This is a genomic window from Streptomyces sp. NPDC048192 (assembly GCF_043202415.1).
Lineage (GTDB): Bacteria > Actinomycetota > Actinomycetes > Streptomycetales > Streptomycetaceae > Streptomyces.
The window spans coordinates 345,054-360,072 of sequence record NZ_JBIDAL010000010.1; the positions used below are offsets into that span (position 1 = coordinate 345,054).

Here is a 15,019-nt window from a genome sequence, read left to right on the forward strand (position 1 = left end):
AATGCGGGGGGTAGTGTCCACAGCGGCGCGGACACGGGCGGGTTACCGGAAATTCATGCCCGCGGGGAACCTCCGACATGGGTCCTTACGTACTATTACCGGCCACCCTTTACCGAACACTGAGACTCGGGTTCATCGCCCTGGGGGAGTTCTATGCGTCATTTCGGGCACATCGCCCCCGAGGCGCGGCGGCGCCTCTTCCACCGGGAGCCGTGCGCGTTCACCGCGGACGGGCCTGCCCGGCTGCTCGCCGCCGCCCTCGGCGCCACCCTGTACAGCCCGGCCACCCGGCCGCGGCTCGCCGACGACATCGTCAAGCAGGCCGGGAACGGCGTGGTCTCGATGGTGCTGTGCCTGGAGGACTCGATCGACGACGCGGACGTGGTGGCCGGCGAGGAGAACCTCGTCCGGCAGTTCGCCGACCTGGCCGCCCGGCCCGGTTTCGAGCCGCCGCTGCTCTTCATCCGCGTGCGCGCCCCCGGGCAGATCCCCGACCTGGCACGCCGGCTCGGCGCGTCGGTGCGGCTGCTGTCCGGATTCGTGCTGCCCAAGTTCACCGAGGAGCGCGGCATCCCCTTCCTGGAGGCCCTGACCGCCGCCGAGGCGGAGTGCGGGCGCCGGCTGTTCGCCATGCCCGTCCTGGAGTCCCCGGAGCTGCTGTACCGCGAGTCCCGCGTGGACACCCTGGAGGGCATCTTCCGCGCGGTCGACAAGTACCGGGACCGGGTGCTCGCGCTGCGCCTCGGCGTGACCGACTTCTGCTCCTCCTACGGCCTGCGCCGCGCCCCCGACATGACCGCCTACGACGTCCAGATCGTCGCCTCGGTGATCGCCGACGTCGTGAACATGCTGGGCCGGGCCGACGGCACCGGATTCACCGTGACCGGGCCGGTCTGGGAGTACTTCCGGCTCTCCGAGCGCATGTTCAAGCCCCAGCTGCGGCAGAGCCCGTTCCTCGAGGTGCAGGCGGTCGAGCTGCGCGAGAAGCTGATCGAGCACGCCCTGGACGGGCTGCTGCGGGAGATCTCCCTCGACCAGGCCAACGGCCTGCTCGGCAAGACCTGCATCCACCCCACCCACGTGCTGCCCGTGCACGCGCTGTCCGTGGTCAGCCACGAGGAGTACAGCGACGCCCAGGACATCCTGCGGCCGGAACGCGGCGGCGGGGGTGTACTCCGGTCGGCCTACACGAACAAGATGAACGAGGTGAAGCCGCACCGCGCCTGGGCCGAACGGACCCTGCTGCGCGCCGAGGTCTTCGGGGTCGCCCGGGAGGACGTCGGCTTCGTGGAGCTGCTCGCCGCGGGAATGAGCGCATGAGGAACGCAGTGCACGACGCCGTATGGTCCGGCAGCTGGGTCGCCGAGCGGCTCGGGGTCGAACTCGTGGGGGACGACGCCCTGCGCTCCCTGCTGGGCCTCGCCCTGCGCCGCAACCCCAAGCGCGCCCATCTTCTGGTGTCGAACGTCCTCGGCAAGCATGTGCCGCAGTCGCCCGCGGTGGTCTACGGCCACGGGTTCCGGCTCGGCCGCAAGGTCGCCGACCTGCTCACCCCGGCCGAGGCCCGCGCCGCGGTGGTCCTCGGCTACGCGGAGACCGCGACCGGCCTGGGCCACGCGGTCGCCGACGGGCTCGGCACGGCGCCGTACCTGCACTCCACGCGCCGGCCGGTGGCCGGCGTCGCCCCCGCGGGCGGCTTCGAGGAGTCGCACTCGCACGCCACGTCGCATCTGCTGCTGCCCGAGGACCCCGCCCTGCTGGCCGGCGACGGTCCCCTGGTGCTCGTCGACGACGAGTTCTCCACCGGCAACACCGTGCTGAACACCATCCGTGACCTGCACGGACGGCATCCGCGCGCCCGGTATGTGGTGGTCGCCCTGGTCGACATGCGCTCGGCCGAGGACGTCGCGCGGATGGAGCGGTTCGCCGCGGAGACCGGGGCGCGACTGGACCTGGTCGCCGCCGCCTCCGGGGCCGTACGGCTGCCGCAGGACGTGCTGGAGAAGGGGCAGCGGCTGGTGGCCGCCCACGAACCGCGGCCCGGCGCCGGTGCGGTCCCGCAGCGGCCGGCGCACGTCGTCCGGGTCGACCTGCGCTGGCCCCATCGCCTCCCCGACGGCGGCCGCCACGGCTTCACCCCCGCCCACCGGGCCCGCCTGGAGGCCGCGCTGCCCGAGATGGCGGCCCGCATGTCGGACGCCCTGCCCGCCGGCGCCCGCCGCGTCCTCGTGCTCGGTTTCGAGGAGCTGATGTACGCCCCGCTGCGCCTCGCGCGTGAGCTGGAGCAGGTCGCGGACGCGGAGGTGCGCTTCTCGACCACCACCCGCTCGCCCGTCCTCGCCGTGGACGACCCTGGCTACGCCATCCGCACCCGGCTGGTCTTCCCCGCGCACGACGACCCGGCCGACGGCCCCGGCGAGCGCTACGCCTACAACGTCGCGGGCGGAGGCTTCGACGCCGTCGTCGCCGTGGTGGACTCCGTCGCCGACACCCCCGCCCTGCACGCGCCCGGCGGCCTGCTGGCCCGGCTCGGCGCGCACACCCCGCACGTCCTGCTCGCGGTCGTCCCGTCGTACGTACCGCACGCTCCCGAAAGGCCGGCCATGCTGCCCGAGCCCCTCCGCGGCCCCGCGTTCTCCAGTTACCCGCCCGAGGAGGTCGGCTGGCTGCTCCAGGACCTCTCCGACGTCACGCTGGAGGCGCCGACCGAGGAGCGCGAGGAGGCCATCCAGAGCGGCGGCGCGCACTACGCCGAGTCGCTGCCGGTGGAGTACCAGCCCAGCGAGCAGTACCAGGAACTGTTCCACGCGGCCCTCGACGCCTCCGCCGCCCGGATCGCGCAGGCCGTCGGCGTGGTGACCGAGACGGTCGTCGCCGAGCGGTCGCCGCGCCCGGTGCTGGTCTCGCTCGCCCGCGCGGGCACCCCGGTCGGCATCCTGATGCGCCGCTGGGCCCGGTTCCGGCACGGCCTCGACCTGCCGCACTACGCGGTGTCGATCGTGCGCGGCCGGGGCATCGACGCCAACGCCCTGCGCTGGCTCGCCGCCCACCACGACCCGCGCGACGTCGTGTTCGTCGACGGCTGGACCGGCAAGGGCGCCATCACCCGCGAACTCGCCCAGGCCGTCGAGGAGTTCGAGGCCGCCGAGGGCATCACCGGCTTCGACCCGGAGATCGCCGTGCTCGCCGACCCGGGCTCCTGCGTGCGCACCTACGGCACCCGCGAGGACTTCCTCATACCCTCCGCGTGTCTCAACTCCACCGTCTCCGGCCTGATCTCGCGCACCGTGCTGCGCGCCGACCTGGTCGGCCCGGACGACTTCCACGGCGCGAAGTTCTACCGCGAACTCGCGGGCGCCGACGTCTCCGTCGCCTTCCTCGACACCGTCACCGCCCGCTTCCCGGAGGTCGCCGACGCCGTCGGCACCGCGGTGAAGGAGCTGATGGCCGAGGACCGCACCCCGACCTGGGCCGGCTGGCGGGCGGTGGAGCGGATCAGCGAGGAGTACGGCATCCACGACGTGAACCTCGTCAAGCCCGGTGTCGGCGAGACCACCCGGGTGCTGCTGCGCCGCGTGCCGTGGAAGATCCTGGCGCGCGCGGGCGCCGGTGCCGACCTCGACCACGTCCGGCTGCTCGCCGCACAAAGGGGCGTCCCCGTCGAGGAGGTCGGGGAACTGCCGTACAGCTGCGTCGGGCTGATCCACCCCAGGTACACGCGGGGCGCCACCGGCGCCGACGGCAGGGCGGTGGGCGTCTGATGCCGGTGCTGGTGGCGAGCGACCTCGACCGCACGCTGATCTACTCCTCGGCGGCCCTCGCCCTGACCATGCCGGACGCCAGGGCGCCGCGGCTGCTGTGCGTGGAGGTGCACGAGAGCAGGCCGCTGTCGTACATGACGGAGACGGCGGCCCAGTTGCTGACCGATCTCGGCGACGCGGCGGTCTTCGTCCCGACGACGACCCGGACGCGCAAGCAGTACCAGCGGATCAACCTGCCGGGGCCGCCGCCGAAGTACGCGATCTGCGCCAACGGCGGCCATCTGCTGGTCGACGGGGCCACCGACGCCGACTGGCACGCGGGCGTGCAGGCCCGTCTCGCCGCCGAGTGCGCGCCGCTGGCCGAGGTCGCCGGGCACCTGCTGCGCTCGGCCGACCCCGCCTGGGTGCGCAAGCACCGCATCGCCGAGGACCTGTTCGCCTATCTCGTCGTCGAGCGCGAGCTGCTGCCCGAGGAGTGGGTGAAGGAGCTGGCGGTGTGGGCGCAGGACCGCGGCTGGACGGTCTCCCTCCAGGGCCGCAAGATCTACGCCGTGCCGCAGCCGCTCACCAAGAGCGCGGCCGTCCGCGAGATAGCCCGCCGCACGGGCGCCGGGCTCACCCTGGCGGCCGGGGACTCCCTCCTGGACGCCGACCTCCTGCTCGCCGCCGACCGGGGCTGGCGCCCGGGACACGGCGAGCTGGCGGACACCGGCTGGCGGGCCCCGGAGGTCGCGGCGCTGCCGGAGCGCGGGGTGCTGGCGGGGGAGCGGATCGTACGGGAGTTCCTGCGGGCGACGCGCACGGCGACCGGCTAGACGCGCGGGGCTGTGGCGCGTGGGGCTGTGCGGCGCCCCCGTGGGCGGCTATCCGCAGCAGCCCCCGCCGCAGCAGCCACCGCCGCCGCCGGCCGGCGCCTGGGGGGCCGCTCCCGCCCTGCCGCCCACCGCCACGGTGGACAGGAGCTTGACCGTGTCGTCGTGCCCCGCGGGGCACGACGCGGGCGCGGCCGACTCGGCCATCGGACGGTTCAGTTCGAACGTGTCGCCGCAGGTACGGCACCGGTACTCGTAGCGAGGCATGCGCACAGATTAACCGGCGCCGCGGGACCCGGGCTCTTCCTCGCCCTTGCCGGGCAGCGGCATCGTCATCGGCGGCACACCGGTCTCGTGCTCGCGCCCCGGCGGCTCGGTGCCCGGATCGGGATGGCGGGCCCGCCAGTACGGGTTGTCGTGCGGCAGGCTGGAGCCGACCCGGCCGTACATGCCGAAGGTCATCAGCAGCAGGCCGACGACGAAGCTGAAGAACACGTTGGGGATCCGGAACGCCAGGAAGTTGTAGTCCGTGTCCAGCAGGCCCAGGAACAGGAAGCCGCTCAGCAGGAAGAGCACGCCGAACACCATGTTCAGCGTCGAGGCCGCGTTCCCGCCGATCACCATGCCGGCCAGCAGGATCGCCCCGACGACGATCGACAGCACACTCAGCGTGCCGTTGGTGTTCAGCCCGGCGACGCGGTCACCGCTGAGGCTGAAGAAGCCGATGTGGTTGATCAGGCCCAGGACGCCGAAGACGACGAGGAACGCGCCGATCAGCCCCGCGCCGATCCGGTAGACCGTGTTCAGCTTGTGGTCGACGGGCAGATGCTCGTCGAACGAGATCCGCCGCCGCGGCCTCGTGTGCACTGGTGCGTGTGTGGCCATGTCCGCCTCCCTCGGGCGCTAGCGGAGGCCATCCGTCCATCCAATATCCGCCTGCCCGACCACACCCGGCAACACACACGCCCGCCGCGCACCCCGCCGCGCACCCGGCGGGCCGGCCGCTCAGTGCCCCCCGCGCTCCTCCCGGATCCGGGCCACCACCTGGGCCGCCGTCTGCCGGACGGCGTCCGTCTCGGTCAGGAAGTGCCAGTAGTCCGGGTGGCGCCCCTCCAGCGAGCCGATCGCCCGCTCCAGCCGCTCCACCGCCTCGTCCAGCGGCCGGGCGTGCCGGGGGTCGGGGGTGGTGCGGCCCGTCATGGCCAGCCGCTGGGCGTCGCGGATCGCGAACCGGGTCCGCTCGATCTCCGCCTGCGGATCCTTCTGCGCCTCGTTCAGCCGCCGCAGCCGGTCACCCGCGGCCGACACGGCCTCGTCGGTGGTGTTCAGCAGGGCCCGTACCGTCGACAGCAGCGACGTGGCGTCCGGCCAGCGCTGGGCCTCCCGCGCCGCCTGGGCCTCGCGGAGCTTCAGCTCGGCCTGCCGTACGTTCTGAGCGGCCTGCTCGGGCACGTGCTGGAGGTCCTGCCAGCAGGCGGCGGCGAACCGGCGCCGCAGCTCGCTCAGCACCGGGTCCACCTGCCCGGCCCTGGTGGTGAGCGCCTGCGCGCGGGTGCGCAGGCTGACCAGCCGGTGGTCGATCTCGGCGGCCTTCTCCGGCAGCCGCTCGGCCTCGGCGCGGATCGCCCCGGCCTCCCGCTGCACCCGCTCGGCCCGCTCCAGGGTCTGCTGCGCCCCGTGCTGCCCGGCTCCCTGGTTCAGCTTGGTCAGCTCCGGCGACAGAGCGGCGAGCCGGGCGGCGAGGTCGTCGGCGCGCAGGCCCTCGGCCCGTACGGCGTCCAGGGCGTTGCTCGCGCCCAGCAGTGCCTGCCGGGCCCGCTCCACGGCGGGCGCCAGCCGGGCCAGCTGGGTCTCGGCCTTGTCCAGCAGCGGCCCGAGCGAGCTGCCGAAACGGTCCAGCTCCTGCTTGGCCCGGACCAGCTCGTCCTTCGCCGCCGTCAGCTCCGAGCGCGCCCGCGCCGCCGCGGCGGCCTCCAGGTCGTCCCGGTCCAGGTCGTGGGCGTCCACGGCCTGGATGTAGCGCCGGCTGACCTCGTCGATGCGCTGCCCGAGCGCCGCGAAGTCGGCGGCGGCGCGCCGGGCGGCGGGGGAGTCGTCCACGGCCGTGATGGTCTCGACGGAGATCCGCAGGTCGCGCTGGGCGGTGTCGAGTTCGTAGAACGCGGCCGCCGCGGCGTCCTTCGCGGCCTGCGCCTCGGCGCGCTGGCTCTCGGCCCGGCCGCCGAACCAGCGCCGGGTGCCGCCGCCGGCGAACGCGGCGGGCAGGGCGAGCGCGGCCAGCACCGGCAGGCCGATCAAGGTGAGGGTGTCGCGCAGGGCCGCGGACCCGGACCGGGCCCGTGCGGCGGTCGACGGCGGGTACGACCGCGTCGCTGGCGTGCCCGGTGTCCCCGTCACATCCCTCTCCCGTGCTGTGGTCCGCCCCTGGGTGGTGTCATTCTCCCACCCGTTGTAGACGAACACACGGGCCGGTCAGTTCGCGGTTCCGGCGGCTCGGTTCGCCGTGCGGACGTCCGGCAGCCTCCCGGACCCGGGGCGGGGCAGCCCCCGTACCCGGCCCCTGGCCCGGCGTTACGGGTTTGCCGCGCACCGGTGCGGGCAAGGTAGGCTGTCGACTCGTCCTGGGCGCGTGCCCGGGTGTCCGGGTGCGTAGCTCAGGGGTAGAGCGCCTGCCTTACAAGCAGGATGTCGGCGGTTCGAAACCGTCCGCGCCCACCAGCGAGCCCCCGGCCCATGCGGCCGGGGGCTTTCGTCGTCGCGCCGTCATCCCTCCTCTGCGGGCTGTTCGTGGGCGTGCTTCAGCTTGGAGCGGGCGTCCGCGCGGTCGGCCGCCGCGACCTCGGCCCAGAAGCGGTGCGTGGTGACGAACACCGCGAGTTCGTGCTCGCGGCGGCGCAGCTTCTCCACCTCGGCCTGTTCGTCCGCCGTCCAGCCCGGGGACGCGGGACGCTCCACCTTGCGCCAGCCGGTGTCGTCGCTGAAGCCGTCCATCGGCTCGACCGACCAGGGCAGGCGCTTGAGCAGGGCCGACAGCTCGGCCCGGACCTGATGCAGCTCCTCCTGACCGGCGAGGAGGTCACTGGGGAATTCATAGGTCGTAGCCACACGCCAATGCTACGCCTGTTCGATTTAGGGGAGCGAGTTCGTTCGCGGGGTGCGCGGGAGGTTCAGCCGAACGGGTGGCCCGGCGGGCAGGACGCCCCGCCCGCCGGTGCCGTCTCCGTCTCCTTGCGCGGTCAGTGGCCGGCGGCCCGCAGCTCGGCCACCAGGCGGGCCGTCACCGGCGCCGCGACCCCGTGTTGGGCGGCCGCACGGAGCAACGCCCCGCCGATGGCGTCGAGTTCGAGCGGCCGGCCCGCTTCGGCGTCGCGCTGCATGGAGGACTTGGCGCCGGGCGGGAAGGCGTCGTACCGGGCCATCGCCTGGGCCGGGTCGGCCGGTCCGCCGCAGGCGCGGCTGACCGCGGCGGCCTCGGCGACCAGCGCCTGAAGCTCCTCGCGGTGCCGGGTGCGGGCCTCGCCGAGCGGGAGGCCGTACCGCGTGGTGAGCAGGGCGAAGGGGGCGAGGAACGCCATCTTCGCCCACAGGGCCGCCGTTTCGTCCCCGACCGCGCGGGCGGTCGCCCCGCCGGACGTGAGGACGGCCGCCAACTCCTCGAGGCGGGGTCGCGGTACGGCGTCCCCGGCCAGGTCGATCTCCGTGAACGGGCTGCCGTGTTCGATCACGCCGGGGCCGACGCGGGTGGACTCCACGCGGATCACGGCGGGGGCGACCCGGTCGGGGCGGTACCGGGCGCGCAGGGCCGCCGGGTGTTCGACGCCGTTCAGCAGCGGTACGACGAGGGCGTCGCCCAGCGCGGCGGGCGGCACCCGGGTCAGGGCGGCGTCCAGCGCGGTGTGCTTGACGGCGATCAGGCAGGCGTCCACCGGTTCGCGCAGCTCGGTGTCCGCCTCGACGGGGGCGGTGAACGGGCCGAACTGCGGGCTGCGGACCGCGATTCCGCCGCGGCGCAGGGTCTCGGCGGTGTCGTTGCGGGCCAGGCAGATCACGCGGTGCCCGGCGCGGGACAGCAGGGCGGCGAGGAGACCGCCGGTGCCGCCGGGGCCGAGCACGGCCAGAGTGTTCTTTTTCGCCACGGCGTTCGCCATGAGGCTCATCCCTTCGACGGTCGGCCCCGGGGATCGGTGGCCGCCTTCGGCGGGATCATCGCACCGCGCCGCCGGCTGCGTGAGACTGGGGGCATGTGCCGGAGCATCAAGACCCTGCGTCCGCCCGTGCTGCCTGGTGAGGCCACGGAGGAGGACATCCACGCCGCCGCTCTGCAGTACGTGCGGAAGATCTCGGGCTTCCGGGCCCCCGCCGCCCACAACCGCGAGGTCTTCGACCGGGCGGTGGCGGCGGTGGCCGCGGCCACGGCGGAGTTGCTCGCGGGGCTGGAGGTGCGCGGGCAGTCGGCCAGGAGCGAACCGTAGCGCCCCGGTGACGTGTCATCAGGACAACCGGGCCGGGAATCGGCGCAGTTGGCGGCCCTGCCGTGCCCTCGTGCGGCCGTCCGCGCCCTCCCGCGGCCCTGCGCGGCGCACGGCCGACGCGTGCCGCTCATCCATGGCCAGATGTTGAACTTGCAAGCACTGGTTAGGTCCCCCTAACCTGGGTGCTCCATTCGGTACCGCCGCCCCCACGACCGGCCCTTCTCCCGTCCCCGGCCGGCCCGACCGACACCGAAGAGGAGCACCCCCTCATGACCGCACGCCTCCATACCGCTCAGCCCTATGTCCTCGGGCTCTTCCGCATCGTCGTAGGCCTGCTCTTCACCGTGCACGGCGCCGCGTCGCTCTTCGGCGTCCTCGGCGGCGCCGCCGGCACCCACGGCGGCACGATCCCGGCCGGCACCTGGCCCGGCTGGTACGCGGCCGTGATCCAGCTGGTCGCGGGCGGCCTGGTGCTGCTCGGCCTCGGCACCCGCGGGGCCGCGCTGATCGCCTCGGGCTCGATGGCGTACGCCTACTTCGACGTCCACCAGCAGGCCGCGCTGTGGCCCATCCAGAACGGCGGCGAACTGCCCGTGCTGTTCTGCTGGTCCTTCTTCCTGCTGGTCTTCACCGGGTCCGGCGCCTTCGGGCTCGACCGGCTCGTCGCCCGCCGCACCGCCGCGGACGCCCGGGCCGCCACCGAGCGGGCCCCGATGGCCGCCTGACACGGCCGACGGCGCCCTTCCCCGCCACGAGGGGAAGGGCGCCGTCCTGTCTCCCGCGGCCGGCCCCGCCTACGACGCGCTGCGGAACGGCACGGTGACGCAGGCGACGCGGGCGCCCTTCATGCCGGGCGCGTCGTGGATCAGCACCGAGCCGGCCTCGCCCTTGCGGAAGGACCAGGCGTGCTTGGCGCTCGCGCTGCCGATGCCGTTCGCGTTGGACTTGAAGTCCAGCCAGATCTCGTTGTCCTTGGTCATGTGGGCGGCGTCCGTGCCCGGCTTGTTCTGGTAGTGCTTGCCCGCGGCGGCGGGGTCGGCGCCGCAGGCCTTCTGGTGGACGTGGACCCCGAAGTGATGGTTGGGCTTGACGCCGGCCACCCGCAGTTCGACGGTCGTGGCGCCGTTCGCCGCCGTCTTCTGGCGGACCTGGACCAGGGCCCCGGACGGGACGAGTTTCTTGTCGTACGTCACCGCCATCGGCTTCGCGGACCCGGCCGGCGCGGAGAACACGCCGTAGGTCTCCACCGAGTAGCCATGGGCGGTGCTCGGCGTCCCGGTCGCGAACAGGGCCGCGGCGAGGACGCCCGCGTAAACGGCTGCCACCATGATGTGCACCTTTTTCTGCGCTTGACGCGCCGTCTTTCGTGTCGGACGTGGGCCGGTATGTGTGCCCGGACTCCGTGCAGGTCTGTCTCCATTGCTACGGATACGGCCCCGACGCGCCGCCCAGCGGGCGCCGTCCGGGTGACAGCGCGCGTCCACCGCTTCGACGCTCCGTAGCATCTCCGGGCCCCTACGGCACTGCTGTCCCACCCGCGGCGTACGCTGTACGGCTGTCAACGGGGGAGCTACGGGAGTCGTCGTGTTCGAGAGTGTGGGGTCGCTGGCCGCCGGGCCATGGATCTATGCCGCGGTGGTCATGTCCGTGCTGCTCGACGTGTTCGTGCCGGTGCTGCCCAGCGGAGTGCTCGTCATCACCGCGGGTACGGCCGCCGCCGCCGGGTCGGGCGCGGCGGCCGGCCGGGTCCCGCACGACGTGCCGGACCTGCTGGTCCTGGTCCTGTCCGCGGCGACCGCCTCGGTCCTCGGCGATCTGGTGGCCTATCGCCTGGCCTGGCGCGGCGGCGAGCGGCTGGACCGGGCCATAGCGCGCTCCCGGCGGCTGACCACCGCGCAGGAACGTCTCGGCGACGCCCTGGCCCGGGGCGGCGGCGCGCTGGTCGTCCTCGCCCGCTTCGCCCCCGCGGGCCGCTCGGTCGTCTCCTTCTGCGCGGGCGCCGCCCACCGCCGCGCCCGCGACTTCGTGCCCTGGTCGGCTCTGGCCGGCCTGTCCTGGGCCGCCTACAGCGTGGCCCTGGGCTACTACGGCGCCCAGTGGCTCGGCGCGACCTGGCTGGCCACGGCCGTCTCGTTCGCGGCCCTGGTCGCGGCGGGCGCGGCGGCGGGCTATCTGATGCGCCGCCGCCCGGCTTCCTGACGCCGAGGGATCAGCAGCTCGCCAGGTAGTTCGTCAGCGCGCTCTTCTCCGCGGAGTCGACCGAGAGGTCGTAGTAGTACTTCACCTGCACCCAGGCCCGGACGTAGGTGCACACGTACGCGGAGCGGGACGGCACCCAGGTCGCCGGGTCCTGGTCGCCCTTGGACTGGTTGACGTTGTCGGTGACGGCGAGGAGCTGGGGGCGGGTGACGTCGTTGGCGAACGCCTGCCGCTGCGCGGTCGTCCACTTGCTCGCGCCGGAGTCCCAGGCCTCGGCCAGCGGCACGAGGTGGTCGATGTCGACGTCGGAGGGGGAGGTCCAGGTGGCGCCGTCGTACGGCGAGTACCAGCTGCCGCTGGTGGCGGTGCAGGCGGAGTCGGTGACGACGTTCGTGCCGTCCCGCTTCAGGATCCACTCGCGGGTGTTGCAGGTGCCGGAGATGGTGATCCAGGTCGGGAACTTGTCGCGGCTGTAGCCGGTGCGGTCCTCGGTGGCGACGGTGAGCTGGGAGAGGTAGCTGCGCGCGGTGGCGGCGCTGACCGGGGTCGGCAGGGCGGCGGAGGCGCTGGGGGAGTCGAACAGGGCGGCGGAGGCTATGAGCCCGGTGAGAACGGCGAGTATGCTCAGCCGTCGACGCGCGTAGAACCTGGGCATGCGAACTCCCTTGTGGGGTCAAGGACTTGGGTGCGAGCAAGGGAATGCTCGCGGGGCCGCGTGGCCGGTGGGTGAGCGCTCGGTAAGAAACTAGTGACGCGTCCATGTCACGACAAGGGCCGGGCGGGGTTCGCGGCGGAACCTTCACATCCCGTAGGATGGGCGGCGCAGAAGGGGAGTAGCTCTTCGCCGGACCGTCGACATACTGCTCAGCCAGCCTGAGCCGGCGCCCGGAGGCGGACCCTCGGGTCCCTCGAGGACCGCCAGCGAGACCTTCGGCAAGCAGTGCACGCCCGTGCCCCCACGGCACGGGCGCCGAGTGCGCTGCCGTGCCGAGGTGTCATCGCGTGACGTACCGCACTCTCGGCGGGGCAGCCCGACCGATTGAGGAACCTTGATCAGCATCACCGTGACGGCGCTCGTCTTCGGCGTCATCTTCCTCGCCGAACTGCCGGACAAGACCGCGCTGGCCGGCCTCGTCCTCGGCACCCGGTACCGCGCGAGCCACGTCTTCGCCGGAGTCGCCGCCGCCTTCCTGCTGCACGTCGTGCTCGCCGTCGCGGCCGGCAGCGCCCTGACGCTGCTGCCCCAGCGGATCGTGCACGCCGTCACCGGCGTCCTCTTCCTCGGCGGCGCGGCGATGCTGCTGCTGCAGAAGGGCGAGGAAGAGGAGGAGATCAAGAAGCCCGCCGACCACTCCTTCTGGAAGGTCGCCGGCACCGGCTTCACGCTGATCCTCGTCGCCGAGTTCGGCGATCTCACGCAGATCATGACCGCCAACCTCGCCGCCCGCTACGACGACCCGGTCTCCGTCGGCCTCGGCGCGGTGCTCGGCCTGTGGGCCGTCGCCGGACTCGGCATCGTCGGCGGGAAGGCCCTGATGAAGAGGGTGCCGCTGCGGCTGATCACGCAGATCGCGGCGCTGCTGATGCTGGGGCTCGGCGTGTGGAGCCTGTACGAGGCGGTGGCGGGCTGAGCCCGGCCGAGCTGAACGCCCGGTGAACCCTTCGCGGGGGCGGTGGCGGGAGCCGCCCCTATTTTGTACCGTAGAAAAACAAAGTGGCTCCCGCCCGTTTTCCCTGACCGGCGGGCGGGGCTTCTTTGTCCGTCCCTTCGGGGCCTGTCCCACCCTTCGGGGCCTTCCTCGTTCCTGGAGCTGCCGATGACGGCCACCGCCACGCCCACCGTCCTCCCCGCCCGCGCCCTCCTGCTCGACATGGACGGCACCCTCGTCAACTCGGACGCCGTCGTCGAGCGCATCTGGCGCCGCTGGGCCGAGCGGCACGGGCTGGACGGCGACGAGGTGATGAAGGTCGTCCACGGCCGGCAGGGGCACGCCTCCATGGCCGTACTGCTGCCCGACCGGCCCAGGGAGCACAACCTCGCCGACAACGCGCGCATGCTCGCCGAGGAGACCGCCGACACCGAGGGCGTCGTGGAGATCCCCGGCGCCTCGGCCCTCCTCGCCTCGCTGCGCGGACTGCCGCACGCGCTGGTGACCTCCGCCGACGTGCCGCTGTCCACCGCGCGCATGAACGCCGCGGGGCTGCCGCTGCCGGACGTCCGCATCACCGCCGAGTCCGTCGGCGCGAGCAAGCCCGACCCCGAGGGCTTCCTGAAGGGCGCGGCCGAGCTGGGCGTCGATCCTGCGGACTGCGTGGTCTTCGAGGACTCGGGGGCCGGTATCGCCGCCGGGCGCGCCGCGGGGATGACCGTGGTGGGCGTCGGCCCGCGGGCCGACCTGCACGGGCCCGACGTGGTGGTGCGGGACCTCACGCGGGTGCGGGTGGAGGCGACGGGGGACGGGGCGATGCGGGTGCACATCGACTGACGCCCGCTCGCGCGGCGGGGCCCGGGGGAGTGCTTGCCGGTCGGGCGGGGGGTTCGGCCGGGTGCGGGCGTCGGGTGCGGGTGCCCGGTGCCGGGTGCCTTGTCCTCGAACGCCCTGCGGCCCTACGGCTCGGAGGTCTCCGCCTCCAGGCTCTTGCGTGTCGCCGGTCCGTACACGCCCAGGGTGTCGCCCCGGACGCCGCGCGCCAGTTGGTAGTTGCGCACGGCATCCTCCACAGGGCGGGTGAAGACGCCGGTGATCTGGTCGCCGTAGAGGTTCAACTGGCGCAGGCGCTGCTGGAGTCCGGTCACTTCCGGGCCCCGGTCGCCGAGTCGCAGCACCGGGGTCGCCGAGGGGGTGCTCCGTGTGGTGGTCGGGGCGGTGGGGGAGGCCGGGCGGGTCGTACCGGCGGCGGAGCCGGTCGGGGACGGCGACGCGGACGGCTTCGCCGACGGGCTCGCCGGGCGGGGCGAGGGGGACTGCGCCGTCGGCACGGCGGAGTACGGCGGCGCGGGCGAGGAGGGCGCCGCCGGTGACGCCGGGGTCGGGCGGCGTACGTCCGGCACGCTCTCCCGCACCTCCTGCACCGCCCGGTCGCGGGTCGGCGGGTGGTACGACAGCAGCCCGCTCGCCAACCCGGCCGCGGCCACGACGGCCACTCCCGCGCCGGCGACCGACAGCAGCACGGCACGGCGACCACTCCGCGGGCGCGGGCGCACATCCGGCCCGGCGCCGCCCGGCTGCCGCTCCGCCGCGTCCGCGAGCCGTGGGCCCTCGGTATGCGGCCACACCCCGGTCCTGCCCGTCCGATCCCCCGCGCCCCCGGCCCCGTGTACGGCGTTCCCGGCCCCGCCGCGCGCGCTCTTGGCCCGGCTCCCCACGGGCTCGGCTCCGTGCTCGGCGTCCTCGGCCTGGTCTGCCGCGTTTCCGGTTCCGCGCCCGGTGACCTCGGCCGGATCTGTCAGGTCGCCGACCCCGGCGCTCTTCGCCCGGCCCCCCGTGTTCCCGGTTCCGTCCCCCGCGTCCTCGGCTCGGTCTGTGGGGTCGTCGGCCCCGCCCCCGGCGTTCTTTGCCCGGCTCCCCGCCAGCCCGCTTCCGTGCCCCGCGCCCCCGGCCCCGGCTGCCGCGTCTCCGACCCCGCGCCCCGCCTTCTCCGCCCGGCCCCCCGCCGGCTCGGCGTTCCCCTCCGCGGTCGGTGATGGGCCGGTCTCGTCCGGTGTGTCTGATGCGGCCGGTGTCGTAAGGGAGTCCTCGAAGTCCACGTACGGGCGTATGCGCAGGGGGTCGAA

At 73.9% G+C, this 15,019-nt stretch carries 16 protein-coding genes and 1 tRNA gene; 9 read left to right on the forward strand and 8 right to left on the reverse strand.

What is annotated here, in order from left to right:
* Positions 1-153: 153 nt before the first annotated feature.
* The 3 genes from ACGFZN_RS23800 to ACGFZN_RS23810 are packed head-to-tail and all read left to right on the forward strand — an operon-like array spanning position 154 to position 4,576.
* Positions 154-1,320 carry an HpcH/HpaI aldolase/citrate lyase family protein gene (locus tag ACGFZN_RS23800; RefSeq protein WP_393860468.1) on the forward strand — a complete coding sequence of 389 codons (1,167 nt, stop codon included), beginning with the start codon at positions 154-156 and terminating at the stop codon, positions 1,318-1,320.
* Positions 1,317-3,761, forward strand: a complete 2,445-nt coding sequence (locus ACGFZN_RS23805) for a phosphoribosyltransferase (protein WP_393860469.1) — start codon at positions 1,317-1,319, stop codon at positions 3,759-3,761. Before ACGFZN_RS23800 ends, ACGFZN_RS23805 begins: the two co-directional genes overlap by 4 nt.
* Positions 3,761-4,576: an HAD family hydrolase gene (locus ACGFZN_RS23810; RefSeq protein WP_393860470.1), complete on the forward strand. Its 816-nt coding sequence runs from the start codon at positions 3,761-3,763 to the stop codon at positions 4,574-4,576. Before ACGFZN_RS23805 ends, ACGFZN_RS23810 begins: the two co-directional genes overlap by 1 nt.
* 48 nt (positions 4,577-4,624) lie before the next feature.
* Here ACGFZN_RS23810 and ACGFZN_RS23815 read toward each other — a convergent pair whose 3' ends face one another.
* From ACGFZN_RS23815 to ACGFZN_RS23825, 3 genes are all read right to left on the reverse strand, one after another.
* Positions 4,625-4,840 (reverse strand): zinc ribbon domain-containing protein, encoded by a 216-nt coding sequence (locus tag ACGFZN_RS23815; RefSeq protein ID WP_393860471.1) that lies wholly within the window; start codon positions 4,838-4,840, stop codon positions 4,625-4,627.
* Positions 4,841-4,849: 9 nt separating this feature from the next.
* A complete protein-coding gene (locus ACGFZN_RS23820; protein WP_393860472.1) occupies positions 4,850-5,458 on the reverse strand; it encodes a DUF4383 domain-containing protein in 609 nt (202 codons plus the stop codon).
* A gap of 120 nt (positions 5,459-5,578) precedes the next feature.
* On the reverse strand, positions 5,579-6,970 hold the full coding sequence (locus tag ACGFZN_RS23825; RefSeq protein ID WP_393860473.1) for a hypothetical protein: 1,392 nt from the start codon (positions 6,968-6,970) through the stop codon (positions 5,579-5,581).
* 246 nt (positions 6,971-7,216) lie between these two features.
* On the opposite strand from ACGFZN_RS23825, the gene ACGFZN_RS23830 reads away from it, so the two are divergent.
* A tRNA-Val gene (locus ACGFZN_RS23830) sits at positions 7,217-7,291 on the forward strand.
* 45 nt (positions 7,292-7,336) lie between these two features.
* On the opposite strand, the gene ACGFZN_RS23835 is transcribed toward ACGFZN_RS23830, so the two are convergent.
* The gene (locus tag ACGFZN_RS23835) at positions 7,337-7,678 is read right to left on the reverse strand and encodes a hypothetical protein (protein ID WP_393860474.1); all 342 of its coding nucleotides are present in this window, start codon (positions 7,676-7,678) and stop codon (positions 7,337-7,339) included.
* Positions 7,679-7,809: 131 nt separating this feature from the next.
* The gene (locus ACGFZN_RS23840; RefSeq protein WP_393860530.1) at positions 7,810-8,721 is read right to left on the reverse strand and encodes a ketopantoate reductase family protein; all 912 of its coding nucleotides are present in this window, start codon (positions 8,719-8,721) and stop codon (positions 7,810-7,812) included.
* A 93-nt stretch (positions 8,722-8,814) separates the two neighbouring features.
* On the opposite strand from ACGFZN_RS23840, the gene ACGFZN_RS23845 reads away from it, so the two are divergent.
* Together ACGFZN_RS23845 and ACGFZN_RS23850 are read left to right on the forward strand one after the other, a co-directional pair.
* Complete coding sequence (locus ACGFZN_RS23845; protein WP_393860475.1) at positions 8,815-9,045, forward strand: DUF2277 domain-containing protein; 231 nt, start codon at positions 8,815-8,817, stop codon at positions 9,043-9,045.
* Between the two features lie 269 nt (positions 9,046-9,314).
* Positions 9,315-9,770 (forward strand): DoxX family protein, encoded by a 456-nt coding sequence (locus tag ACGFZN_RS23850; RefSeq protein WP_393860476.1) that lies wholly within the window; start codon positions 9,315-9,317, stop codon positions 9,768-9,770.
* Between the two features lie 69 nt (positions 9,771-9,839).
* Here ACGFZN_RS23850 and ACGFZN_RS23855 read toward each other — a convergent pair whose 3' ends face one another.
* On the reverse strand, positions 9,840-10,373 hold the full coding sequence (locus ACGFZN_RS23855; RefSeq protein WP_393860477.1) for a superoxide dismutase family protein: 534 nt from the start codon (positions 10,371-10,373) through the stop codon (positions 9,840-9,842).
* Between the two features lie 256 nt (positions 10,374-10,629).
* Between ACGFZN_RS23855 and ACGFZN_RS23860 the strand changes: the two genes are divergently transcribed.
* Complete coding sequence (locus ACGFZN_RS23860) at positions 10,630-11,244, forward strand: DedA family protein (RefSeq protein WP_393860478.1); 615 nt, start codon at positions 10,630-10,632, stop codon at positions 11,242-11,244.
* Positions 11,245-11,254: 10 nt separating this feature from the next.
* Here the strand turns inward: ACGFZN_RS23860 and ACGFZN_RS23865 are convergent, their stop codons facing one another.
* Positions 11,255-11,899 carry an HNH endonuclease family protein gene (locus ACGFZN_RS23865; RefSeq protein ID WP_393860479.1) on the reverse strand — a complete coding sequence of 215 codons (645 nt, stop codon included), beginning with the start codon at positions 11,897-11,899 and terminating at the stop codon, positions 11,255-11,257.
* A gap of 394 nt (positions 11,900-12,293) precedes the next feature.
* On the opposite strand from ACGFZN_RS23865, the gene ACGFZN_RS23870 reads away from it, so the two are divergent.
* Entirely contained in the window at positions 12,294-12,875 is a 582-nt protein-coding gene (locus ACGFZN_RS23870; RefSeq protein WP_393860480.1) for a TMEM165/GDT1 family protein, read from the forward strand.
* A 186-nt stretch (positions 12,876-13,061) separates the two neighbouring features.
* On the forward strand, positions 13,062-13,730 hold the full coding sequence (locus tag ACGFZN_RS23875; RefSeq protein ID WP_393860481.1) for an HAD-IA family hydrolase: 669 nt from the start codon (positions 13,062-13,064) through the stop codon (positions 13,728-13,730).
* A 122-nt stretch (positions 13,731-13,852) separates the two neighbouring features.
* Here the strand turns inward: ACGFZN_RS23875 and ACGFZN_RS23880 are convergent, their stop codons facing one another.
* Positions 13,853-14,416, reverse strand: a complete 564-nt coding sequence (locus ACGFZN_RS23880; protein ID WP_393860482.1) for a peptidoglycan-binding protein — start codon at positions 14,414-14,416, stop codon at positions 13,853-13,855.
* Between the last annotated feature and the right edge of the window lie 603 nt (positions 14,417-15,019).